The organism is Dysosmobacter sp., from assembly GCF_052306735.1.
Lineage (GTDB): Bacteria > Bacillota > Clostridia > Oscillospirales > Oscillospiraceae > Oscillibacter.
Genome location: NZ_DAWBAJ010000003.1, coordinates 79,058 through 101,630 on the forward strand (window position 1 = coordinate 79,058; position 22,573 = coordinate 101,630).

Genomic DNA, 22,573 nt, shown 5'->3' on the forward strand with positions numbered 1-22,573 from the left:
CGCCCTCCTCCGTTACTCCTCGATGGTCAAATCCATGTTTCTGGCGTCCAGCTTGCCCTCGGCCACCTCATGGATGGCCATGGTGACGGGCTTATCCTCCAGATGCTCGCCGCTCTCATCGGCGGCCTCGGCGATCTGGCGGGCCCGGCGGGCCACCACGTTCACCAGCATGTAGCGGTTGGGGATATAACTGGTCAGCTTGTTCATTGCGGGATACAGCATCATAATGATCTACTTCCATTCTGCCTGATTTCGGCTAAATTTTTTGTCGGATACACCAAGAAACGCCGGGATTATTTGCTGTTGATGATCTCCATGCGCTCCTTGGGCTTGCAATGCTCCGCCGTCATGATGGCGTTGAGCTCACGCACCGCGTTGTCCACGGTGTCGTTGATGACGAAATAATCATAGGTGTGGGCCGTCTGGAACTCCACCTTGGCCCGCAGCAGCCGCTTTTGGATCTTCTCCATGGGATCGGTGCCCCGCTCGGTAAGGCGGCGCTCCAGCTCCGCCCAGCTGGGGGGCGCGATGAAGATGCGCACTGTGTCCGGCCGCTTGCTGCAAACCTGGATGGCGCCCTGGATCTCGATATCCAAAATCACGTCCTTACCCTGGTTCATGGCATCGTCCACCAGCTTCTTGGGGGTGCCGTAGAAGTTGCCCACATACTCGGCATACTCCAAAAACTCGTCCGCCGCGATGCGCTGGCGGAAGGTGTCCACATCCAGGAAGTGGTAGTGGACGCCGTCCACCTCGCCGGGACGGGGATCCCGGGTGGTGGCGGACACGGAAAAATACAAATTGGGCCGGGACTCCATCAGAGCGGCCAATACGGTGCTCTTTCCCACGCCGGAAGGCCCCGAGATAATAAACGTCTTACCCTTTCGCATACTCTCACTCTCTCTCCTCATTGGATCCAGTTTGCCCGGATACGCCGAATTTCTCCGGCGGCAGGGCAGACAAAATCACATGGTCGCTGTCCATGATGAAAATGGAAGCGGTCTTGCGCCCGTAGGTGGCGTCGATGAGCATTCCACGCTCCCGGGTCTCCTGCACCATCCGCTTGATGGGGGCGGAATCCGGGCTGACGATGGCCACCAGCCGCTCCTGGGACACCATGCTGCCAAAGCCGATGTTGATGAGCTTCATGGCTGCCCCCTCACTCGATGTTCTGGACCTGCTCGCGCATCTTCTCCACCTCGGCCTTGAGCCCCACCACCACCTGGGCGATGGCCACGTCGTTGCACTTGGAGCCGATGGTGTTGGACTCCCGGTTGACCTCCTGGATGAGGAAGTCCATCTTGCGGCCCATGGGCTCATCGGACTCCAGCATGGTGCGCAGCTGAGCCACGTGGCTGCGCAGCCGCACCGTCTCCTCGTCCACGGCCACCTTGTCGGCGTAGATGGCGGCCTCCGTCAAAATCCGCTGGGGATCGATGGTGGTGCTTTGGAGCACCTCCTCCATCCGGGCGGTGAGCTTGGCCCGGTACTCCGCCACCGTCTCCGGGGAGCGCGCCTCCACCTGGGCGGTATAGTGCTCGATGGTGGTGAGCCGGCCGCCGATGTCCTCCGCTAGCTTTTGGCCCTCCACAGCGCGCATCTGGTTGTAGGCCGCCAGGGCCTCCTCCAGCACGGCGCAAAGATCCGCGCTGACGGTCTCCAGATCCTCGTCCTCCTTGGTCACCGTCAGGACGTCCGGGAACCGGGAGAGTGTCTCCGGCGTCACGTGGGCCTCGGTACCGCAGACCTCCGCCAGCTCGCCCAGGGCCGCGGCGTACTGGGCCGCCAACTCCCGGTTGACGGTGACCTTGGCCACGTCTGCCGCGGAGGCGTCCACGGTGATATAGACATCCACCTTGCCCCGGGAGACCGCCTTCTGGACGCAGGCCTTCACCGCGTCCTCGGCGAAGGTGTACATCCGGGGCATCTTCACAGTGCAGTCCAGATAGCGGTTATTGACGGAGCGCACCTCCACGGTGATGTCCCTCTTGTTGCGCATTTGTCTTGCCCGGCCGTAGCCGGTCATGCTCTTAATCATACGTTCTTCCTTCCTTCCCCGGCTCAGCAGCAGAAGAAATAACCGCCGCTGTTGCAGCAAAGATATAAGCAGCACAGCTCCGCGCACAGGTTGCCGCTGCAGGCGTTGGTGCCGAATACGCCGCCGTCGGGGCGGTAAGCGCTTTGTCCGCTGTTTTCCATATACTCCAGAGCGGAGCGGTACTCGGCGTTGCCGGGATCCATCTGGCAGGCGGTTTGATAGTAGCGCTTGGCCTCGTCCATCCAGCCCCGGCGGTAGCACACGGCGCCCTTGAGGAAGTTCCACTCGGCGTTGTGGTCGGAGTAGTTGGCCAGCAGCGCCTCCGCCCGGCTCAGATCCCCGGTGCTGATGGCGATGCGCACCTGCTGGAGCACGGAGCTGCCGGAGGCGGACTGCCCATAGCGCTGGTACCCGCCATACCCGCCGTACCCGGAGGAACCATAGCTGCCGGAGGAGCCGCCGTAAGAGGAGCCTGTGCCGGAGGACCGGCCGCTGCGCTCCTTGGTGATCTGCTCGTAGGCGGCATTGATCTCCTTCATTTTCTCCTGGGCCAGATCTGCCAGGGGATTATCGTGGTAATTGTCCGGGTGGTATTTCCGTGCCAGGTTCAAATATGCCTTTTTGACCTCCGCGTCGGTGGCGGTCTCCGGCACACCCAGGATCTGATAGGGATCGTTCATGTGGTTTCCTCGTCCTTCTTGTGTTTCTTTCTGTATCCGCCCCGGGCCACGCGGCGGTAAGTTCCGTCCAGCACCGCTTTTCCCACGGCGAAGAGGCCGGTGTAAACGGTGCTCTCCAGCAGCGGCCGCCACACGCCGAAGTCCCACAGCTCAAAAGCCGTGGTGATCATGTGGATGGAGTGATCCAGCGTGTACCCGAAATCCCGGCGGGCCTCCGGTGTCCACGTACCCTCCGTCAATCCGTAGCGCAGTGCCACGGGATTGTAGTTTCCGGAGGCAGCGTCCTCCTTCAGATCGTCTGCCGCGTCCACCAGGTAGATCCACCGGCCCAGGTGATAGAGCATCTGCTCCAGAACCCGGCGGCGGACAGGGTCGTCCACCTCCCCGGCAGCACCGGAGAGCAGCGATGCAAAGGCATCCGCCGCCTGATCCATGGAGGGGCAGCGCTCCTCCTCCAGCCGGGAGAGCAGCGTCAGCTGCTCCCGGGTGTGGGCATCAAACTCCGGCCGCCGGGCCGCCGCCTTCCGGTAGGATCCGGCAATGGCACCGCAGAGGGCCCGGTAAGCGATTCCCTTGGCCGCCCCATGATCCTGGGCCCCGTCCCGCAGCTGCCAGTAGGCCAGGATCACACTCTCGTCCGCCGCCAGCTCCAGTGCCGGGGAACCGGCATCGTAGGGCCGCTCCCGCAGGGGGCTGGCGGGGCACCGCCCGCACAGCCGGCAGGACTCCTCCCCCTCCGAGAGCAGGATGGCCAGGAACGTGAAATCATAATTCAGCAAGAACCGGGCCCGGAAGCCGTATCGCCGGGAGAGCTCATGGCAGAGCCCGCAGTAGATCCGGCGAAAGCGGTCCTGCTCCTCCTGCCCCAGGAGCTTCAGCGGCGGCTTTACATATCCAAACATACCCGCCGATGCTTAAAACAGCCTGACAATGGTAAAGGTCAACCCTCCCTGTCGGCGCAGCCGCCGGTCATAAGCCACGGCGATGAGGATGCCCAGCACGAAGCCGGCTGCCGCCACGCCATAGCGTACCGCCAGGCTGGAGACGGCGATGGTGGCAAAGTATCCCACCAAAAACAGCACGATGGGGGTCAGGTATACCAGCATGACGATGTGGAGCATCTTTTTGGTGCTGCTCTCCACCACCACCTTCTGACCAGGCTGGGCCCCAATGGGGTTCAGGGCTTTGGCCCGTACCGCCGCGCCGGTGACGCCGCAGCCGGCGCACTCCTCGCAGTCATGTCCGCAGGCGGACTTGCGGGGCACTGAGATCTCCGCCCGCTGGGCGTCCAATATCCGTTCAACTGTTGCGATCTGTGTCATAGTTTTCGTCTTCCTCCGTGCGCACCTGCGCACATTTCAAATTTTCTGATTGTCCGGCCGGGTCATTCCGACGGCTCCGGCTCGGGATTGTCACTGTCCGGCTGGGTGCCGTTTTCCCGGATGGTCACCTGCACCACATAATTGCCGGAAACGCCCACGTCCACACCGTTGACCTTGACTTGGGCAGGTACGGTATAGCTGCCGGTGGCGGAGCTGAGCTCCGAGAGATCCACCGTCACCTCCACGTCGTCACCGGTGACGGCGGCCACGTCTGCGGAGGTGCCGAAGACCGTCACCGTCAGCTCCGAGGTGAGGATCTCCGTAGTCTTTCCCTGGGGATAGTTGGACAAGGTGAAGTTCTGGGTCGTCACCTGGGCAGAGGTCATGTCATTGAAGGAGATCTGCAGCGTGGCCCGGGTGACGCCGCTGAGGTTGGTGCACCCCTCCGGGACGGTGATGGGGTAGCTGTACGTGGCGGTGCCGCTGTCCAGCAGGGACAATAGGTCAAAGGCCTCGCTGCCCAGGGTGATGCTGTCCACATCCCGCAGCACGCCTGCGTCACCGGAGACGGTGATGGTAGAGGGCTCAATGCGGTAGGTGACATTGCTGAGCCTGGCGCCGGGATGCTGCTCGAAATCAACTCGCAGCTGCAGCTCCTTGGTGACGATGATGGGCAGCGTCACCTGGATCTGCTCCGCATCGGCCTGAATGTTGGTGCCGTCCACCAGCTGGTCGTTTTCATCGTAGAACTGGTAGTCCAACATCTGGGTAATGGTCTCCGTGGCGTTGTCGTATTCCAGCACCACCTTGGCATAACTGACGGGAGCAATGTCCTCCTCCTGGCCGCGGATCTCAAGGGTGGCCGGGGAGATCTGCAGCTCACCGCCGGAGTATCCCTCCGCCACGGTGCCGATCTGCTCACAGCGGACGTCGATGGTCTTGCGGTCCAGCTCGCCGATGTTCACCTGCACCATGTAGGAGGAGGTGGAGGTGGTGGTGATCTTCCCCCGCAAAGCGCTGGGATAGAAGACATTGGGCGAAACCCGCTGCACGCCCGCCTCCGTAATGTCGGAGAGGTCCGCCTGAACCAGGATCTCATCCTTATCCAGCTTGGCGATATTCCACCGGGTTCCCTGGACCGTTAAGGTCACCTCTGTATCGGTGGCAGTGTCCCCCTCCCCCTCCAGGAGCATCAGCCCCCGGTCTGTCAGGGTGCTGGTTCCCAGGTAGTTGATGGGGACCGTATAGGTCTTTTCCACGATGGTGCCGTTGCTGACGTCCACCATCACCCAGATGGCCGCCGCCACCAGGATGGACAATACGATATACAGCGCCTTACGCTGGCGTTCCTTATTTTCCACCGTTGTCACCTCCGTTTTTCCGGGGCCGCAGGAGGCTCATCAGGTTGAACTTGGGCCGCTCCTCCCCCTCGTCCTCACCCGGGGGAAGCAGCTCGTTGCGCAGAAGATTTTCCAGCGTCTCCGGCTTGAGATGGCGCTTGAGCATGCCGCCGATGGCCACGGAGATGGATCCCGTCTCCTCCGAGACGATGACCACCACGGCGTCGGAGTTCTCACTCATGCCGATGCCGGCCCGGTGGCGCATGCCCAGGTCCCGGGACAGGTTCACATTCTTGCTCAGAGGCAGCATGCAGCCCGCGCCCAGGACCCGGCCGTTTCGCACGATGACGGCGCCGTCATGCATGGGCGCCTTGACGAAGAAGATGTTCTTCAAAAGTTCGCTGGAGACCGCCGCGTCCAGCACGGTGCCGCTGCGGACCATGTCGTCCAGCAAAATCTCCCGCTCGAAGACGATGAGGGCGCCGGTGCGGGAATGGGACATCTCGGTGCAGGCCAGCACCGTCTGTCCGATGGTCTGCTCCAGGGTGTTGCCCGTCTCGGTATGGGTGAAGAACGCGATGATCCTGCGGCTGCCCATCTGTTCCAGAATGCGCCGGATCTCCGGCTGGAACAAAATGATCAGCGCCAGGATGCCCATGTCCACCATACGGCTCATGAGATAGTAAATGCTGTGCAGCTGCAGGACATAAGATAAAAACAGAGCGATCATGAATACGCACAGTCCCTTCAGGAGACTGGCGGACTTGGTGCTCTGCACCAGCTTCAGTAGCTTATAAAGGACGAAAGCCATGATGGCGATATCCAACACATCCGTCAGCTGGATGGTCAGCAAATAGCGCCAGATCACGGCGGGCAGATTTATGATATCCAGTTCCATGGCAGCATCATCAACCCCTTCTGGCCATGAATACTTAGATTATATAAAATCTGCCTGTAGATTTCAAGGTAAACCATGCCAAAATTCACGGTCTGTTCAGAAAAATCAAGGCTTTTGGGTCAGGATCTCCTCCATGGCATCCAGGAATCCCTCCACCTCCCGGAGCGTGTTGTGGTCGGAGAAACTGACCCGCACGGTGCCGGTATCCACGGTGCCCACTGTCTCATGGGCCAGCGGCGCGCAGTGGAGCCCCGCCCGGACAGCGATGTCTTTTTCTCCCAGGGCCGCCGCTATCTCCTCCGCCCCCAGATCCCGGCTGGTGAAGGAGACCACCCCAGCCTGGCTGTGCAAATCCCCGTTGGCGTAGACCGTCACACCCGGAAGGCGCCGCAGGCCCTCCGACACCAGCTGGGCAAGGCGCCGCTCCCGCAGCAGGATATTCTCCGGCCCCCGTTGCTGCACATACCGCACCCCTGCCAGCAGCCCTGCGATGCCCGGGACATTGTGGGTTCCCGCCTCCAGGCGGTCCGGCAGGAAGTCCGGCATGGACTGGCTCATGGACTGGCTGCCGGTGCCGCCCTCCAGTAGCGTTCTCACCGGAGCCTCTCCGCTGCACAGCAGTACGCCGGTACCCTGGGGGCCATAGAGGCCCTTGTGCCCCGGCATGGCGATGAAGGCCGCCCCCAGGGCGTCCATGTCCAGCGTCAGGGCCCCCGCAGACTGGGAGGCATCGATGATAAAGGGCACGCCCCGCTCCCGGCACAACGAAGCGATCTCCTCCACCGGCTGCACGAAGCCGAAGACATTGGACACGTGGCAGCAGATCACCGCGTCGGTCTCCGGCGTAACGGCCTTGTCAAAGGCCTCCAGCACCGCCTCCGGCTGAAACAGGGCCCCCGCCGCCACAGTAGTCCGGGCTCCCAGGGCCGCCAGGGGCCGGGTGACGGCGTTGTGCTCATATCCGGAGATCACTGCCCGCCCTCCCGGCGGCACCAGGCTCTTGATGGCGATGTTCAGCGCGTGGGTGGCGTTGAGGGTAAAGGCCACGTTCTCGGGATTTTTCAGGTGGTACAGCTCCGCCAGGGCGCAGCGGCAGTCAAAGGCGGTGTCCGCCGCCCGGACGGCGGCCGGATACCCGCCGCGGCCCGGGGAACTCATGGTGGCCATGGCCTCCGCCATGGCAGCAGGAACCGTCCCGGGCTTCTGGAAGCTGGTGGCGGCGCTGTCAAAATAGATCATACGCGATCCCTCCCGCAGTTTTTTCGGGCCGGCGCCCGTGGGATGGTCACCGCACCTCCCGGTACAGTCCGCTTTGGTTGAGATAAACAGAAACGGGATCCAGAGACTCCCGGTGAATGACAGTCAGTGCCTGCGCCAGGTCTCCGGCGCGGATCTGCACCGCGTAGGCGCAGCCCTGGGCGGAAAGCTCCCGGGGGGCCCGGTAGATCCGGCAGGCGATGCCGGCCCGGCCCAGTGCCCGCTGCATCCGCTGGGCATAGGTCACGGAGCGGGCAATAATGAGATACTGCTCCACATAGACTCCTCCTCTCCGCCCATCCTATGCCAAAGGACGGCAAAGGTGCCTGTCATTCCAACAAAAAAAGGACGTGGCGCCCACGTCCTTTTTCTTCACTTGACCTTTTCCAGCAGCACTACCGCATGGGCCGCCATGCCGGAGCCGTCCCCGGTGAAGCCCAGGCCCTCTTCCGTGGTGGCCTTCACATTCACCTGCTCCGCCGCCACGCCCAGAGCCTCAGCCAGCTTTTCCTCCATCTCCCGGCGGTAGGGTCCTACCTTAGGGGCCTGGGCCAGGAGGGTGGCGTCGATATTCACCACCGCGAACCCCTTCTCCCGGAGAAGGCACCCCACCTCCCGCAGCAGCAGCAGGCTGGAGATCCCGGCGTAGGCCGGATCCGTGTCCGGGAAGAGCTTGCCGATGTCGCCCAGCCGGGCGGCGCCTGTAAGGGCGTCCATCACCGCGTGGGTCAGCACATCGGCGTCGGAGTGGCCCAGTAATCCCCGCTCATAGGGGATCTCCACGCCCCCCAGGATCAGCCTGCGCCCCTCCACCAGCCGGTGGACGTCGTAGCCGTGTCCGATCCGCAGATTCGTCATGTGTTCTCCTCCCCCAGCAGGGCCTCCGCGATCACCAGATCCACCGGAGTGGTGATCTTCAGGTTCCGCTCGTCGCCCTCCGTCAGCGTCACGCTCTTACCCAGCCGCTCCACGGCGGAGCAATCGTCCGTCACGGCGGCGCCGGCATCCAGGGCGGACTGCAGTGCCGCTTTCAGGAGGTCCGCCTGAAAGACCTGGGGGGTCTGTACCGCCCGCAGCCGGGCCCGCTCCGGTGTGGACGCCACGGTATCCCTGTCGTCCACCACCTTGATGGTGTCCTTCACCGGCATGGCGGGAGCCGCGGCGCCGCACCGGGCCGCCAGCTCCACCACCCGGTCAATGAGCTCCGGCGTCACCAGGGGCCGGGCCCCGTCCTGCACCGCCAGCAGTTCCGACCTGGGATCCGCCTCCAGGGCCGCCAGCAGCACGGAGTGTACCCGGTCCTCCCCTCCCCGGACCACCTTGGAGCATTTGCTGATTCCATATGTACGGCAGAGCTGGGAAATGGCCACCAGGTCTTCTTCCCGGGTGGCCACCACAATCTCGTCCACGCGCTCCGCCCGCTGCAGTGCCGTCAGAGTCCGCACCAGCACCGGCACGCCGTCCAGCAGCTCCAACAGCTTGTTGACGCCGCCCATCCGTGCAGAGCTCCCGGCGGCCGCCACCAGCGCCGTGCACCGGGGGCGGCGGGCCTGCTGCATTTTTTTGAAAAACGGAAGCATAAGAACCCTCTTTTCCTCAGCGGGATTCCGCCGTCTGGAGCATGGCGGCATCCAGCCGGGACTCCATGTCGGCGGGCGAGGCGTCCTCCGCCAGCACCAGCTCCGAAAGCAGGATCTGGCGGGCGCTGTGGAGCATCTTCCGCTCCCCGGTAGAGAGCCCCCGGCGGCGGTCCCGGCGCATCAGCGCCTTGATGACCCCCGCCACCTGGTAGAGGTCGCCGCTCTTGATCCGCAGGAGATTTTCCCGGTAGCGCTTGTTCCAGCTGATGGACTCGTCCACCGCGATGGAGGGGATGGCCGTCAGCAGCCGCTCCGCCGTCTCCCGGTCCACCACGGCCCGCAGGCCCACCGTCTGGCTGGACGCCACAGGGATCTTCAAAAGCAGGCCGCCCACAGGCATCCGGAAGACATAGTAGTCCCGCGTACTGCCTGCGATCCGCTCCTGTACGATGTCCGCGATCACACCCGCTCCATGCATGGGATGCACCACCAGATCCCCAATGGCGAACATATTCCGCTCCTTTCTCCTCCGACCGTTCGCTCCCTGTAGACACCTCTCGCATATCATAGTTAAGAATATTATACCGGCTTTCCATCCCTTTTACAAGGAATCTTAACAAAATTTTGGAATCATTTCCCGCAAAAAAGCGCCCCGGAGGGCCTTTGGAGCCTTCCGGGGTGCTTTATGCAACAAATTTACTTCTTGTTGGAGCGGCGCCAGATGTGCATCTTCTCGGCTTCCGCAATCAGCTGCTCGCGGAACTGGGGATGGGCGATGGAGATAATTCCCTCGGCCCGCTCCCAGGTGGACTTGCCCTTGGCGTTGAACTTGCCGTACTCCGTGACCAGCCAGTGGAGGTTGGTGCGGGTAGCGGTGACCACGGATCCCTCCAGCAGCGTGGGACGGATGCGGGACTTCAGCTCGCCGGTCTTCTTGTCGGTATAGGCGGAGGAGCAGCAGATGAAGCTCTTGCCGCCCTTGGCCAGGTAAGCGCCCATGACGAAGTCCTGCTGTCCGCCGGCGCCGGAGATGTGGTGGGTACCGGAGGACTCGGAGGACACCTGGCCGTAGAGGTCGATGTCCACGGCGCCGTTGATGGACATAAAGTTGTCGATCTGGGACACCCGGGCGATGTCGTTGACATAGCTGACGGGGGCAGCCATGCACTCGGGGTTGTTGTTGAGGAAGTCGTAGAGCTTCTGGGTGCCTGCGGCGAAGGCGTAGGTCTGCCGGCCCCGGTCAAAGGGCTTGCAGGCGCCGGTGATGCGGCCGGCCTTGGACATGTCCACGAAGGCATCCACGTACATCTCAGTGTGCACACCCAGATCCTTCAGGTCGCTCTCAGCGATCATCTGGCCGATGGCGCTGGGCATGGAACCGATGCCCAGCTGCAGGCAGGCACCATTGGGGATCTCGGGAACCACCAGATTGGCCACCGCCAGATCCACCTCGGAGGGCGTGCCGGAGCCGCCCAGGATCTCCATGGGAGGATTCTCGCCCTCCACGATCATGTCCACGTCGCTGATGTGCACGCAGTTGTCAAAGCCGCCCAGGCACACGGGCATGTTCTTGTTGACCTCCACGATGACGGTCTTGGCACACTCGCACACGGCCTTCAGGTGGGAGCCGCCGGGGCCGAAGTTGAACCAGCCGTGCTCGTCCATGGGCGCCACCTGGAACATGGCCACATCCAAAGTCTTGATGCAGTTACGGTAGTAGCCGGGCAGCTCGGAGTAGCGCAGGGGGATGTAGTAGGCAAAGCCCTCATTGACGGCCTTGCGCTCGATGCCGCTCATGTGCCAGGAGTTCCATGCGAAGTGCTCAGCGGCATTGGGCACGTCGAAAATCGCCGGCCGGTGGGTCAGGATGCCGCCCCGGATGTTGACGTCCTTCAGCTCCCCCATCCGCTTGGCCAGAGCCACGTCCAACGCATTGGCGGAGCAGACGCTCCAGCCGTAATCCACCCAGTCACCGGACTTGACGGCCTTCACTGCCTCGTCAGCGGTGGTCAGTTTCTGCTGATACTCTTCCCGAAAGCTCATGTCTTTGTTCCTCCCGTCAGATATGGATATGTCGCATCACTTGTATGATGTCAGTTGCGTTGTCTGATTTCCAGCGTCTCAATTATAGCATGCCCATCTGGGCAATGCAATGAAAACGTGAAAAAAATCACAAAATTTTTCAAAAAAGAGGCAGACCGCAGGGGCCTGCCTCTTTGGTTGTCTGCGCGGCGAAGAGATTACTCTTCCTCAGCGGGCTCCTCCGCAGCAGCGGGGGTGAGCAGAGCGCGGATAGACAGGGAGATCTTCTTCTTCTCCTCGTCCACAGCGGTGATCTTGGCGTCCACGATCTGGCCCTCGGACAGGACGTCCTCAGGCTTCTCGATGCGGTGGTCGGCGATCTGGGAAATGTGGATCAGGCCGTCCACGCCGGGTACCACCTCAGCGAAAGCACCGAAGCTCATCAGCTTCACGATGCGCACGGAAGCCACGTCGCCCACAGAATACTTGTCCATGAAGACCTGCCAGGGATCGATGCTGCGATCCTTGACGCCCAGGGAGATCTTGCGCTTTTCGGGGTCAAAGGAAATGACGTACACCTCCAGGGTGTCGCCCACCTTGCACACCTCGGCGGGGGTCTTGATACGGCTCCAGCTCAGCTCGGAGATATGTACCATGCCGTCCACGCCGCCGATGTCCACGAACACACCGTAGGAGGTCATGGACTTGACGGTACCGGTGTAGTGCTTGCCCACTTCGATGTTGGCCCAGACGGCCTCCTGCGCGGCCTTGCGGGCCTCGTCGGTGACGGAGCGGATAGAGCCAACCACCCGGCGGCGGGCACGGTTGACCTCGGTGATGCGCAGCTGGACCTTCTGCTTGACCATAGCGGAGAGATCAGCGCCCCGGGGCTGGCCGCTCTGGGAAGCGGGAACGAACACCCGCACGCCCTTGACGGACACCACGATGCCGCCCTTGTTCTCCTCGGTGACAACGCCCTCCAGGACAGTCTTGTCCTCCACGGCCTGCTCGATGTTCTCCCAGACCTTCACGGCGTCCAGACGCTTCTTGGACAGCTCGGCATAGCCCTCGATGTCGTTGACGCGGACGATGTAAGTCTCGATGGTATCGCCCACCTTGACGATATCCTCGGGCTTGGCGTTGGGGTCGTCAGAAAGCTCGCTGAGCTTGATGTAGGCTGCCTGCTTGGCGCCCACATCCACCTGCACCTCGGTGGGGGTAATGGCCGTTACGACACCGGTGACCTTCTCTCCTGTATTTAAAGTTTTGAAAGACTGATTCAGTAATTCCTCGAAGGACTCCTCTTTGCCCTCGGCCGCTTTGATTTCTTCACTCATGGCTGCATATACCTCCTTAATGATGCCCGCAGGCGTGGAGGCACCGGCCGTAAGTCCAGCGGCCCGACACCCCCGGGCCCACCCCGCCGGAAGCTCGTCCGCGTCTTCCACCTGGAACACGCGGGAGCACCTCTTGGAGCAGATCTCCGTCAGATGTCTGGTATTGGCACTTTTACGGTCTCCCACCACGACCATCACGTCCACTTTGCCGGCGATTTCCGCCGCCTCCGTCTGACGTTTTTGCGTAGCATCACATATTGTATCAAAGATTTTCGCGTTTGTACACTCTTTTTTTACGATTTCGCAAGAAGTTTCAAAAAGTTCACGAATGCAGGTGGTCTGGGCCACCACTGTCAGAGGGATCTCCCGGCGGTGCGGATCCTCTGCCAGCCAGCGCTGTACGGCCTCCGGCCCGTCGAAGACCAGCGGGTGGCTGCACCAGCTGGCAACACCCACCACCTCCGGGTGGCTGGGCTCGCCGATGATCACCGGCTGGCGTCCCTCCGCCTCCGCCTGGGCCACCAGGCGTTGGATGCGGATGACATTGGGACAGGTGGCGTTGACACAGGTAACTCCCTGCCGCTCCAGATGGTCCAGCACGCTTTTGAGCTCCCCGTGGGAGCGGATCACCACGGTGTCCCCCGCCGTCAGGGCCGCCGGATCCGCCGTCTTGCGCACGCCTTTGTTCGCCAGATCCTCCACCACGTGGGTGTTGTGGATCAGGTCTCCCAGCATCCAGCACTGCCCTGCCTCCCGGGCGGTGCGCTCCGCCAGCTCCACCGCCCGCTTGACGCCATAACAAAAGCCGGCGCTCCCGGCCAGAATCACATCATTCACAGCGGATGCTCCTCTCCCAGGGCGTAGGCCCGGCGCATCACCTCATTGGCGATCTGCTGGACCTCCTCCGCCGTTCCATGGCGTCCGGTATAGGTGGGACGGTAGGGTTCGCCGAAGATCAGACGGGTCTTGTGGAAGGGGCGCTTTTTTCCGTCCACGAACACCGGAACGAAAATGGCGCCGGTGCGGATACCGATGACGGCCACGCCGCCTTTGATCTCCACGTCTCCTTCCTTCTCCACCCGGGTCCCCTCCGGGAATACCAGCAGGTTCTCCCCGTCCCGGATGGTCTTGATGGCAGTCTTGACGGAATTGATGTCAAAATTGCCGCGATCCACCGGGAAAGCCCCCAGCTTTCCCACAATGGGCCCCAGTACCGGGATATGAAACAGGGAATCCTTGGCCATGATCCGCAGCCGGTAATTCACCGGCGTGGTGATGCCGATGAGGACGGGATCCCAGTTGCTGGAGTGGTTGGCACACAGCAGTGCCCCGTGGGGAGGCAGGTGCTCCAGGCCCGACACCTCCAGCGGGTGGAGGATCCGTACCAGCGGGCCCAAAACATGCCAGACCACATTAAAAAATCGATTCAGGGGTTTCATAGCTTCTCCTTAATCAGCTTTTCCAGCGCATCCAGGCTGGCATCAAAGTCCAGCTGTGTGGTATCCACCCGCACAGCGTCCTCCGCCTGGCGCAGGGGCGCCACCGGGCGCTCCGTATCGTTTTTGTCCCGCTCCAGAATGTCGGAAAGGACCTGGTCGAAAGGCTGCGGGGTTCCCCGCTGCTCCAGCTCCAGGCAGCGGCGATGGGCCCGTTCTTCCGGCGTGGCGGTCAGGAAGATCTTCACATCCGCATTGGGAAGCACCACAGTGCCGATATCCCGGCCGTCCATGATGACGCAGTGGCTCCGGGCCAGGGACCGCTGCATCTCCAGAAGATAGTCCCGGACGCAGGGGTGGGCGGACACCAGGGAGGCATAGCGGGACACCTCCGGCAGGCGGATGTCCTTCGTCACATCCTCCCCATCCAACATCATATGCTGCAGCCCGTCTTCTCCGTACCGGATCTCCAGGTGTACCTGATCCAGCATGGCCGCCACCGCGCTCTCATCCTTGGGATCCACGCCGCTGCGCAGGGCCCGCAGGCCAATGGTCCGGTAAATGGCGCCGGTATCCACATAAACAAAACCCAGCCGCTCCGCCAAGCGCTTGGCCAGAGTGCTCTTCCCCGCGCCGGAGGGGCCGTCAATGGCGATACTGACCGCTTTCATGCTACATCCTTCTCTCATCATTCTCTCACGCACCGGCGGCGGAACGTCCTGCCGCGCGTCCGGTTGCCCAGGCGATCTGCAGGTTGAAGCCGCCGGTATAGGCGTCTACATCCAGCAGTTCTCCTGCAAAGTATAATCCCTTTACAATTTTTGATTCCATTGTTGCAGGATTCACTTCCGACACCTTCACGCCTCCGGAAGTGACGATGGCATCCGTCACAGGGCAGGGCCCGGCGATCTCCACCGGGAAGTGCTTGAGCAGCACCAGCAGGCTCCGCCGCTGCTCCCGGGTGATATCGTGGACCTTCTGGTGGGGCGGGATGCCGCACTCCTCCACCACCACGGGGATCATCTTCTGGGGCAGCAGATCCCCTAATGCGTTGGCAAAGTCACTGTTGGCGTACTTCTCAAAATCCGACAGCAGCCGCTTGTCCAGGGTGGGCTCATCCAGCGCCGGCTTGAGGTCAATCTCCAGCCGGTAGTGCTTTTTATCAAAGTACCGCATGTGGGCGGAGGCAGAGAGCACCAACGGCCCACTGACGCCGAAATGGGTAAAGAGCATCTCACCGAAGTCAGTATAACACTTTTTGCCGTTTTCCAGCACCGTGAGCTGCACGTTCCGCAAACTCAGCCCCTGCATCCGTGCACAGCGGTTCCCCTGCTCCCGCAGGGGCACCAGGGACCCCCGCAGAGGCGTCACCGTGTGCCCGGCCTGGGCGGCCATCCGGTGCCCCTCCCCGGTGGAGCCGGTGGCGGGATAGCTGACGCCGCCGGTAGCCAGGATCACCGCGTCGGCGGGATAGTCCCCCCGCTCTCCCCGGACGCCCCGGACTGCCTCCTCCGCGATATCCAACGACACCGCCCGATCCCGGACCAGGTGCACCTTCAGTCGTTTCAGCCGCCGCTCCAGGGCTCCGCTGATGTCAAAGGCCCGGTCGCTGACCGGGAACACCCGGTTGCCCCGCTCGGTTTTCAGCGGGACGCCCAGAGCCTCAAAAAAAGCCATGGCATCCCGCCCATCAAAGTCAGAAAATGCGCTGTAAAGGAATTTTCCATTACGTGGTATGTTGGCCATCAGCCCCTGTATGTCCGCGTTGTTGGTAACGTTGCACCGGCCCTTTCCAGTGATATTGAGCTTTTTGCCCAGCCGCTCATTGGGCTCCAGCAGCGTCACCTGGGCCCCCTGCTCCGCAGCGCAGATGGCGGCCATCATGCCGGCGGCACCGCCGCCTACTACCGTAATGCGCTTACTCATCGTCCACCTTCCCGAATACGCCGTAGGCGTTCCAGATATCCTCCAGCTCTGCGAAGGTCCGGGAGACATCGGTGCCCAGCCGGTAGCCCACGGCAATCAGCAGGGCATTCACCAGAGACAGCGGGGCCACCATGGAGTCCACGAAGGAGATCATCTCGCAGGGGGCCAGCAGCGCCGCGTCGGAGAGCTGGTACACCGGGGAGAGCATATTGTCCGTAATGGCCACGATGGTGGCCCCCCGGTCCTGGGCAAACTTCACGGTGTTCATGGTGACATTGGAGTACCGGGGGAAGCTGATGGCGATCATCACATCTCCGGGGCCCACCCGCAGCAGCTGCTCGAAGATCTCTCCGGCGGCGTTGGACTGTACCAGCGTCACGTTCTCAAAGAGCAGGTGCATGTAAAAATTCAGGTATCCAGCCACATAAGAAGACGAGCGCACACCCAGAATATAAATGTGGCGGGCCTCCATGATCTTGTCCACCACCCGGTCAAACTCCTTACGGTCGGCCTCTCCCACCATCATCCGCAGCTTGTCCATATCGGACTGTACCACGGCGGAAAGCAGGTCCTGTCCGGAGAGCAGGTCCCCCGCCGCCTGGATCCGCTGGGTGGAGGTCAGACGGCTGCGGATCATCTCCTGCAGCGCCCGCTGCATGCTGGGATAGCCGTCGTACCCCAGCTCCGAGGCAAAGCGCACCACGGTGGATTCACTGACGCCCACCTTGGTGCCCAGCTTGCTGGCAGTCATAAAGGCCGCCTTGTCGTAATTTTGCAGAATGTAATTGGCGATCCGCTTTTGCCCCTTGGAAAAGCCGGCCATGCCGCTTTCAATGGTATGCAGGATACTCTTTGCCACGTTCGTTCCCTCCGTCATCTTCGCTGGAGCGCCGCCGGTCATCCGGGCAGCCCTCTCTCCGTAGGACGCCGCTTCATCCGCTGCGTCCTCCGGCCGCTGATCAGGTGTGTATTATACCATACCCCGCTGCCGATTCCAATGGTTTTTGCAGGATTTTTGTCGAATCCTGCAAGTTTTCCATCGTCCTTCAAAAAGAGAACCGGCGCGGTGCCCTCCAGAGGCCCGCGCCGGTCAGTCCCGTGCCAGGGCACGGTATTCATCTTCTGTTAAGTATCTCCACTTGCCTACTCCCAGCGTTCCAAGCTCCAGGGTATGTTCCCGGATGCGCTGGAGGCGCTTCACCGTGACGCCGCAGGCGCTGCACATCCGCCGTACCTGCCGGTTTTTCCCCTCGTGGATGGTGATGGTCAGCTCCGCCGTACCGCCCGTCCGGCGCAGCACCTCCACCCGGGCGGGGGCAATGGGCTCTCCCTCCAGCTCCCGCATGGCCCGCAGCCGGTCCTCCACACCGGAGACCCGGCCGTACACCCACACCCGGTAAGTCTTGTCCACCTGGTGACGGGGATGGAGCAGCCGCTCCGTCAGGGCACCGTCGTTGGTCAGCAGCAGCAGCCCCTCGGAGTCCAGATCCAGCCGGCCCACCGGATAGACCCGCACGCCGCACTCCGCCACCAGATCGGCAACCGTGGGCCGCCCCTTCTCATCGGAGAGGGTGGAGACGTAGCCACGTGGCTTGTTGAGCATCAGGCACACCGTCTCCGGCCTGGCGGAGAGGGGCTGCCCGTCCACCCGAATGTCGTCCCGATCCGGGTCTGCCCGCTGCCCCAGCTGCGCGGGGACGCCATTGACCGTCACCCGCCCGGCAGTGATATAACCCTCCGCCGTCCGGCGGGAACACACCCCCGCAGCGGACAGCAGCTTTTGGATCCGTTCTTCCATACATCCTCCCTGCCCCCCGTCATCCCGGGAGACCCGCTTTCAAAAGGCCCATAGCCGGAGCCAGGGCCGGGGCCACATCCGCCCCGCAAAGGAGCGTCACCCGCCCCGCTTCCCTTCCGTTTACGGTGAAGACCGCCTCTCCCACCGCCGTTCCGGCGGTGACCGGGGCCGTCAGGGGCTCATCCACCTGCAACTGTGTCTCCAGCGTCTCCCCCTGGGCCAGAGGCCAGGCAAAGCTCTCCGCCGCCACCAGAGGGACTTGGGCCTCCTCTCCGCCCTCTACCCGGGCGGAGCCCACGGTCTTCCCCAGCACCGCCGCCCGTTTGGCGGGATAGGCGGAAAAGCCGTAGTCGTAAAGGGCCTGGTGATCCGCCCAGTCGTTGCCGTCCTGGAGCGTCACCGCCACCAGCCGCTGCCCGTTCCGCTCCGTGCAGGACACCAGGGTCCGCCCCGCCGCCTGGGTATAGCCGGTCTTGAGGCCGATGCACCCCTCCACCCAGCTCAGAAGCTTATTGTGGTTGGTCATGGTGCGCCCCCCGATGGTAATGCTTTTGGTGGAGGCGATCCGCACCAGCGTCTCATTGTTCACCGCCGCGCAGGCAAGGCGCGCCATGTCCCGGGCGGTGGAATAGTGCTTCTCATCGTCCAGGCCGTTGGGATTGGCAAAGGAGGAACCCGTCATGCCCAGCTCCGCCGCCATGGCGTTCATCCGCTGCGCAAAGGCCTCCACGCTGCCGGATACTGCCTGGGCGATGGCCACCGCCGCGTCGTTTCCGGAGCAGAGCATCAATCCATAGAGCAGGGTTTCCAGCGTCAGCTTCTCCCCCTCCTTGAGGTACATGGAGGACCCCTCCGTATAGGCCGCCTCCCGGCTGACCGTCACCGTCTGGGAGAGGTCTCCCTCCTCAATGGCCACCAGGGCCGTCAGGATCTTGGTGGTACTGGCGATCAGCATTTTTGCGTCGGCGTTGTGCTCATAGAGTACCCGCCCGCTGTCCACATCCACCAAAATGGCGGAGGTGGCAGACGTACTCACCGCCTCCGCCCGGAGTGGGAAGGCCCAGAGAACCATCCACACCGCCAGGGCGCAGGCGGCGGTTTTCTTCAGAAGATCCGACAAATTCCATCACCTCATAACCGGGATGATGGTAGTATACCCCCCTCAGCAGGGTTCTTTTTCTTCTTTTTTGTCGAGATATTTTTCCACTTTTTCCAGCAGATCCGGCACCATGTCGATGACCCGGTCCACCGTAGTGGCCGGGGGCACCGCCACAGGCAGCACCCGGGTGTTCCCCTCCCGGATCACCAAAAACGCCACCGGATCGATGCGCACGCCGGCGGCGCTGCCGCCGCCGAAATTCTCCTTGGGGGTGGTTTTGCCGTAATCGGCGCCGCCGGAGCCAAAGCCGAAGCTGACCTTGGAAATGGGGATCAGGGTCACGCCGTCCGGCGTGGTGATGGGCTGGCCCACGATGGTATTGGTGTCCACCATCTCCCGGATGCGGTCCATAGTGGACTGCATCAGGTCGTTGAGGGGATGGCGCTTGCTGTTCTCAGCAGGATTTTCCATAGCGATTCGTCCTTTCTGTTCTCAGGCTGCGGCAGTCTTTTTCGCCGCGGGCGCCTCGCGGCGCAGGCTGTTCTGATACCAACGGATAGCCGGCACACCGGCACCCAGGGCAATGGCCACCAGGGCACCCAGCCGGACCTGCACCCCCACCGAGAGCCGCAGCTGCGGCTGTGGGGTGTCGAAATCGATCCCAATGTGGATGTGGGGATCTGGGATCTCCAGGAGCTGCTCCAGCACCGGCATCCCGGACCAGACGGCCCCCTGGGCCAGTCCGTAGAGCTCCGCCCCCTCCGGCGGGTCATCCGCAGCGCCGATGGTCAGCGACACATCCAGCGGATCCACCCGCACAGATTTCCGCAGGCGGGACAGAGCCCTGCGCACGGGAGGCCACACCTCCCGGTAAGCCGAGCGCAGCAGCTCCGGCGTCACCTTGGGGAAAGCGGTGTTTTTCTCCGCTGCCCCGGAGGATTCTTTTTTCTGTTTCTTCGGCTTCTCCGCCGGCTTCTTCTCCGGTTTTTCCGCCTTTGGCGGATAGAGCTGGAACCGCAGGGGGCCTACCCGGGCCCGCACCTGCCAGTCCTCCTCCGCCCCCCGGACCTGCACCCCCAGCCACAGCCGGCTCAGCAGGATCAATACCAGGAGCACACCGCCGAACACCCAAAGGGCCGTCAAGGGCCGTCACCTCCCAACTGCGCTGCGCATCCCGTCAGGGCGTTTCCTCCCCGGACGCTTCCTCCATCTGCTCCGCCGCACCCGGATCCACGATCTCGCCCTGCTGGTTGATCCGCATCTGGCCGTCGGCGGCCAGATCCGGGATCTCCGGCAGATCATCCAGGCTGGTGAGATGGAAGGCCCGCAAAAACTGCTTGGTGGTGCGATAGAGATGGGGACGGCCGGGCACCTGAAGACGGCCGCACTCCTCAATGAGCTTGCGCTCCTGCAATAATCCCATGGTATAGGCGCTGTCCACGCCCCGGATCTGATCCACATAGGCCCGGGTGGTGGGCTGGTAGTAGGCAATGATGGTCAGGACTTCCAGGGCAGGCTGGCTGAGCTTGGCGGGCTTTCGGATCTCGAAGGCCCGGCGGATGATATCCGCGTAATCCGGCGCAGAGCAAAGCTGCCAGCTGTCCTCGATGTGCAGCAGGCGGATGCCCCGCCGCTCATAGGCGTAGTAGTCCATGAGCTTTTGCAGCACCTGCTCCACCGTAGGGCGGTCCATATCCAGCGCAACGCAGATGCGCTCCACCTGGACGGGCTCTCCGGATGCAAACAGGATGCCCTCCACAGCGGATTCTATTTCTCTCATTTCCACGTCGATATGTTCTCCTTACAGGGTCAGATTGGAAAGATCCTCCGGCAGCTCCCGCTCCTGGCGGACGGTGCAGTCTGTCTCGGAGCCCGCCAGATGGATGACGCAGGCCCGGCACAGCTCCAGCACCGCCAAGAAGGTTGCCACCACCTCGCTGCGGCTGCGGTTCCCCTGGAACAGCAGCCGGAAACGGGTCATGCCGTGCTCTTTCAGACGGCGGATGATCTCCCGGGCCTTACTCTCCACGGGATAGGGCTCGTGGCTGACGATATTGCGGAATGCGCTCACCGGCGGCGGCAGCGCCCGCTCCGCCCGGCCCCGGATCTCCGCCATGGCCAGCACCAGATCACCGGGCTCGTGGGAATACTCATAGATCTTGCCCCGCTTGACGGGCTCGGGATTCCGGGTGAGGATGTTGCGGCCGAACTCCCCCATGGGGCCCAGTTCCGCTGCCAGGGCCTTCACCTGGACGTAATGCTCACTGCGGCGCCGTTCCTCCAGGGACTGGATCAGGGCGTCCATCTCGCTCTGGGCCTCGGCATCCTCAATAGAGAGAAGCATCCGGGTCTTGAGATACACCAGATGGGATGCCATGGTGACAAACTCGCTGGCCACTTCCAGATCCAGCTTCTGCCGCTTTTCCAGCCAGCTGAGATACTGGTCGCAGATCAGGGAGATGGAGATGTCCTGGATCTCCATTTTGTTTTTGCCCAGCAGAAACAAAATAAGATCCAAAGGGCCTTCAAAGTCCTGCATCTCCTCCGACTTGGAGCGGACCACCTTTTCCAATTTGAATACAGGGTTCTCCAAAGACGTTCACCTCAGAAGATCAGGTTGAGAAGACCGGAGTAGATCCCAAAGATCAGCCGGCTCATGGCGCTGCCGCCGACGCCCACAAAGGACAGTACCAGCAGCAAAATCATCCCGTAGCGCTCGTAGCGCATCAGGGTAAAATAGGCCCGATCCGGCAGCAGCGCTCCCAGCACCTTGGATCCGTCCAGCGGCGGAATGGGGATCAGGTTGAAGACACCCAGTCCGATGGACAGGGGCGCCAGCGTGTACAAAAAGAAGGAAAAAACAGCGTCAGCTGCTGAACTGTAAGGAACGTAAAGGTAAATTGCCTTACTGATAAACATGGCAAGCAGCGCCAGAACAATATTGGATACGGGGCCTGCCAGCGCCGTGACGGCCATGCCCTTCTTGGGGCTGCGGAAATACCGGGGATCCACCGGCACGGGCTTTGCCCAGCCGAAGCCCACGGTGAACATCAGGAAAAGGCCCAGCCAGTCGATGTGGCGCAGGGGATTCAGGCTCAGACGGTGCATGGACTTGGCGGTAGGGTCTCCCAGGGCCAGCGCCGCCAGACCATGGCAGCTCTCATGGACAGTCAGGCACAAAAAGATGGCCGCCACCCGCAAAAGCGCATCCCACATGGAGGCAAAATCCAGGGCCTGAAACAAATTCTGCAAATAAGGAAGCATAGCGCTCTCCAGTCATCATAACCCAAAATGTAGATGTATTATACCAGATTCCGGCACAAAATACAAGGGAAATCCCAGGTTCTGTCGGCTTCTGGATCTGAACACAAAAAGAAGACCCGCGCAGCTGATGCTGCGCGGGTCGGGATTCACAATGCCGACAGGATCAGCCCTTCACCATGGAGGCAATCTCCTCAGCGAAGTTCTCCTGCTTCTTCTCGATGCCCTCGCCCTTCTCGAAACGGACGGCATCCTTGAAGGTGACGCTGCCGCCCAGAGCCTTGGCGGCGGAGGCGATATACTTCTCCACGCTCATGGAGTTGTCCTTGACGAACTCCTGCTGGAGCAGGCAGTTCTCAGCATAGAACTTGTTGAGCTTGCCCATGACGATCTTCTCACGGACATTCTCGGGCTTGGAAGCCATCTTGGGATCATTGGCCATCTGGACCATCATGATCTTCTTCTCCTCGTCCAGGACATCCTGGCTCACCTGGGACTTATCCCAGAAACGGGGATTCAGGGCAGCGATCTGCATGGCCACGTCCTTGCCGATCTCCTCCACCTTCTCGGCGGGCAGGT

General features: G+C 62.2%; 28 protein-coding genes. All 28 read right to left on the reverse strand.

All coding sequences use genetic code 11. The features are described from left to right. Positions 1 to 12: 12 nt before the first annotated feature. Entirely contained in the window at positions 13 to 225 is a 213-nt protein-coding gene (gene rpoZ / locus ACT67G_RS01705; RefSeq protein WP_325244630.1) for a DNA-directed RNA polymerase subunit omega, read from the reverse strand. A gap of 68 nt (positions 226 to 293) precedes the next feature. After that, the gene (gmk, locus tag ACT67G_RS01710; protein ID WP_326216049.1) at positions 294 to 890 is read right to left on the reverse strand and encodes a guanylate kinase; all 597 of its coding nucleotides are present in this window, start codon (positions 888 to 890) and stop codon (positions 294 to 296) included. 4 nt (positions 891 to 894) lie between these two features. After that, a complete protein-coding gene (locus ACT67G_RS01715) occupies positions 895 to 1,149 on the reverse strand; it encodes a DUF370 domain-containing protein (protein WP_325244626.1) in 255 nt (84 codons plus the stop codon). Positions 1,150 to 1,159: 10 nt separating this feature from the next. Then, the gene (locus ACT67G_RS01720; protein ID WP_443662775.1) at positions 1,160 to 2,038 is read right to left on the reverse strand and encodes a YicC/YloC family endoribonuclease; all 879 of its coding nucleotides are present in this window, start codon (positions 2,036 to 2,038) and stop codon (positions 1,160 to 1,162) included. A 23-nt stretch (positions 2,039 to 2,061) separates the two neighbouring features. Then, complete coding sequence (locus tag ACT67G_RS01725; RefSeq protein ID WP_325244622.1) at positions 2,062 to 2,718, reverse strand: J domain-containing protein; 657 nt, start codon at positions 2,716 to 2,718, stop codon at positions 2,062 to 2,064. Continuing rightward, on the reverse strand, positions 2,715 to 3,620 hold the full coding sequence (locus tag ACT67G_RS01730; RefSeq protein WP_325244620.1) for a DUF5685 family protein: 906 nt from the start codon (positions 3,618 to 3,620) through the stop codon (positions 2,715 to 2,717). Before ACT67G_RS01730 ends, ACT67G_RS01725 begins: the two co-directional genes overlap by 4 nt. Positions 3,621 to 3,632: 12 nt before the next feature. Then, positions 3,633 to 4,040 (reverse strand): SoxR reducing system RseC family protein, encoded by a 408-nt coding sequence (locus tag ACT67G_RS01735; protein WP_325244617.1) that lies wholly within the window; start codon positions 4,038 to 4,040, stop codon positions 3,633 to 3,635. A 62-nt stretch (positions 4,041 to 4,102) separates the two neighbouring features. Next, a complete protein-coding gene (locus tag ACT67G_RS01740; RefSeq protein ID WP_326216053.1) occupies positions 4,103 to 5,401 on the reverse strand; it encodes a CdaR family protein in 1,299 nt (432 codons plus the stop codon). Then, positions 5,391 to 6,278 carry a diadenylate cyclase CdaA gene (gene cdaA, locus ACT67G_RS01745; RefSeq protein ID WP_325244612.1) on the reverse strand — a complete coding sequence of 296 codons (888 nt, stop codon included), beginning with the start codon at positions 6,276 to 6,278 and terminating at the stop codon, positions 5,391 to 5,393. Before cdaA ends, ACT67G_RS01740 begins: the two co-directional genes overlap by 11 nt. A 105-nt stretch (positions 6,279 to 6,383) precedes the next feature. Further along, positions 6,384 to 7,517: an aminotransferase class V-fold PLP-dependent enzyme gene (locus ACT67G_RS01750; protein WP_443662776.1), complete on the reverse strand. Its 1,134-nt coding sequence runs from the start codon at positions 7,515 to 7,517 to the stop codon at positions 6,384 to 6,386. A 46-nt stretch (positions 7,518 to 7,563) separates the two neighbouring features. Then, a complete protein-coding gene (locus ACT67G_RS01755) occupies positions 7,564 to 7,812 on the reverse strand; it encodes a DUF3343 domain-containing protein (RefSeq protein WP_325244608.1) in 249 nt (82 codons plus the stop codon). A 95-nt stretch (positions 7,813 to 7,907) separates the two neighbouring features. Beyond that, on the reverse strand, positions 7,908 to 8,393 hold the full coding sequence (gene ispF, locus ACT67G_RS01760) for a 2-C-methyl-D-erythritol 2,4-cyclodiphosphate synthase (RefSeq protein ID WP_325244606.1): 486 nt from the start codon (positions 8,391 to 8,393) through the stop codon (positions 7,908 to 7,910). Beyond that, positions 8,390 to 9,115, reverse strand: coding sequence for a 2-C-methyl-D-erythritol 4-phosphate cytidylyltransferase (gene ispD / locus ACT67G_RS01765; protein ID WP_443662777.1), 726 nt, complete (start codon positions 9,113 to 9,115; stop codon positions 8,390 to 8,392). Before ispD ends, ispF begins: the two co-directional genes overlap by 4 nt. A 16-nt stretch (positions 9,116 to 9,131) precedes the next feature. After that, positions 9,132 to 9,626, reverse strand: coding sequence for a CarD family transcriptional regulator (locus tag ACT67G_RS01770; RefSeq protein ID WP_325244602.1), 495 nt, complete (start codon positions 9,624 to 9,626; stop codon positions 9,132 to 9,134). 185 nt (positions 9,627 to 9,811) lie between these two features. Further along, positions 9,812 to 11,158 carry a butyryl-CoA:acetate CoA-transferase gene (locus ACT67G_RS01775; RefSeq protein ID WP_326216055.1) on the reverse strand — a complete coding sequence of 449 codons (1,347 nt, stop codon included), beginning with the start codon at positions 11,156 to 11,158 and terminating at the stop codon, positions 9,812 to 9,814. 197 nt (positions 11,159 to 11,355) lie between these two features. Next, the gene (locus tag ACT67G_RS01780; RefSeq protein WP_443662778.1) at positions 11,356 to 13,311 is read right to left on the reverse strand and encodes a bifunctional 4-hydroxy-3-methylbut-2-enyl diphosphate reductase/30S ribosomal protein S1; all 1,956 of its coding nucleotides are present in this window, start codon (positions 13,309 to 13,311) and stop codon (positions 11,356 to 11,358) included. After that, the gene (locus tag ACT67G_RS01785; RefSeq protein ID WP_325246316.1) at positions 13,308 to 13,913 is read right to left on the reverse strand and encodes a lysophospholipid acyltransferase family protein; all 606 of its coding nucleotides are present in this window, start codon (positions 13,911 to 13,913) and stop codon (positions 13,308 to 13,310) included. Before ACT67G_RS01785 ends, ACT67G_RS01780 begins: the two co-directional genes overlap by 4 nt. Then, complete coding sequence (gene cmk / locus ACT67G_RS01790; protein ID WP_443662779.1) at positions 13,910 to 14,581, reverse strand: (d)CMP kinase; 672 nt, start codon at positions 14,579 to 14,581, stop codon at positions 13,910 to 13,912. Before cmk ends, ACT67G_RS01785 begins: the two co-directional genes overlap by 4 nt. Positions 14,582 to 14,606: 25 nt before the next feature. Next, positions 14,607 to 15,836 (reverse strand): NAD(P)/FAD-dependent oxidoreductase, encoded by a 1,230-nt coding sequence (locus ACT67G_RS01795; RefSeq protein WP_443662780.1) that lies wholly within the window; start codon positions 15,834 to 15,836, stop codon positions 14,607 to 14,609. Then, positions 15,829 to 16,695: a MurR/RpiR family transcriptional regulator gene (locus tag ACT67G_RS01800; RefSeq protein ID WP_325246322.1), complete on the reverse strand. Its 867-nt coding sequence runs from the start codon at positions 16,693 to 16,695 to the stop codon at positions 15,829 to 15,831. The genes ACT67G_RS01795 and ACT67G_RS01800 overlap by 8 nt, the downstream gene beginning before the upstream one ends. A 231-nt stretch (positions 16,696 to 16,926) precedes the next feature. Beyond that, positions 16,927 to 17,634 carry a pseudouridine synthase gene (locus tag ACT67G_RS01805; protein WP_325246324.1) on the reverse strand — a complete coding sequence of 236 codons (708 nt, stop codon included), beginning with the start codon at positions 17,632 to 17,634 and terminating at the stop codon, positions 16,927 to 16,929. Between the two features lie 19 nt (positions 17,635 to 17,653). Next, a complete protein-coding gene (locus ACT67G_RS01810) occupies positions 17,654 to 18,754 on the reverse strand; it encodes a D-alanyl-D-alanine carboxypeptidase family protein (protein ID WP_443662781.1) in 1,101 nt (366 codons plus the stop codon). A gap of 42 nt (positions 18,755 to 18,796) precedes the next feature. Beyond that, the gene (ytfJ, locus tag ACT67G_RS01815; protein WP_325246328.1) at positions 18,797 to 19,204 is read right to left on the reverse strand and encodes a GerW family sporulation protein; all 408 of its coding nucleotides are present in this window, start codon (positions 19,202 to 19,204) and stop codon (positions 18,797 to 18,799) included. A 21-nt stretch (positions 19,205 to 19,225) separates the two neighbouring features. Next, the gene (locus tag ACT67G_RS01820; RefSeq protein WP_325246330.1) at positions 19,226 to 19,876 is read right to left on the reverse strand and encodes a hypothetical protein; all 651 of its coding nucleotides are present in this window, start codon (positions 19,874 to 19,876) and stop codon (positions 19,226 to 19,228) included. 34 nt (positions 19,877 to 19,910) lie between these two features. Continuing rightward, positions 19,911 to 20,513 carry an SMC-Scp complex subunit ScpB gene (gene scpB, locus ACT67G_RS01825; protein WP_325246338.1) on the reverse strand — a complete coding sequence of 201 codons (603 nt, stop codon included), beginning with the start codon at positions 20,511 to 20,513 and terminating at the stop codon, positions 19,911 to 19,913. Positions 20,514 to 20,534: 21 nt separating this feature from the next. After that, positions 20,535 to 21,326, reverse strand: coding sequence for a segregation and condensation protein A (locus ACT67G_RS01830; RefSeq protein WP_325246332.1), 792 nt, complete (start codon positions 21,324 to 21,326; stop codon positions 20,535 to 20,537). 11 nt (positions 21,327 to 21,337) lie between these two features. Beyond that, positions 21,338 to 21,997 (reverse strand): site-2 protease family protein, encoded by a 660-nt coding sequence (locus ACT67G_RS01835; RefSeq protein WP_325246334.1) that lies wholly within the window; start codon positions 21,995 to 21,997, stop codon positions 21,338 to 21,340. A 163-nt stretch (positions 21,998 to 22,160) separates the two neighbouring features. Continuing rightward, on the reverse strand, positions 22,161 to 22,573 hold a 413-nt coding region (gene tsf / locus ACT67G_RS01840), incomplete at its 5' end, for a translation elongation factor Ts (RefSeq protein WP_443662782.1).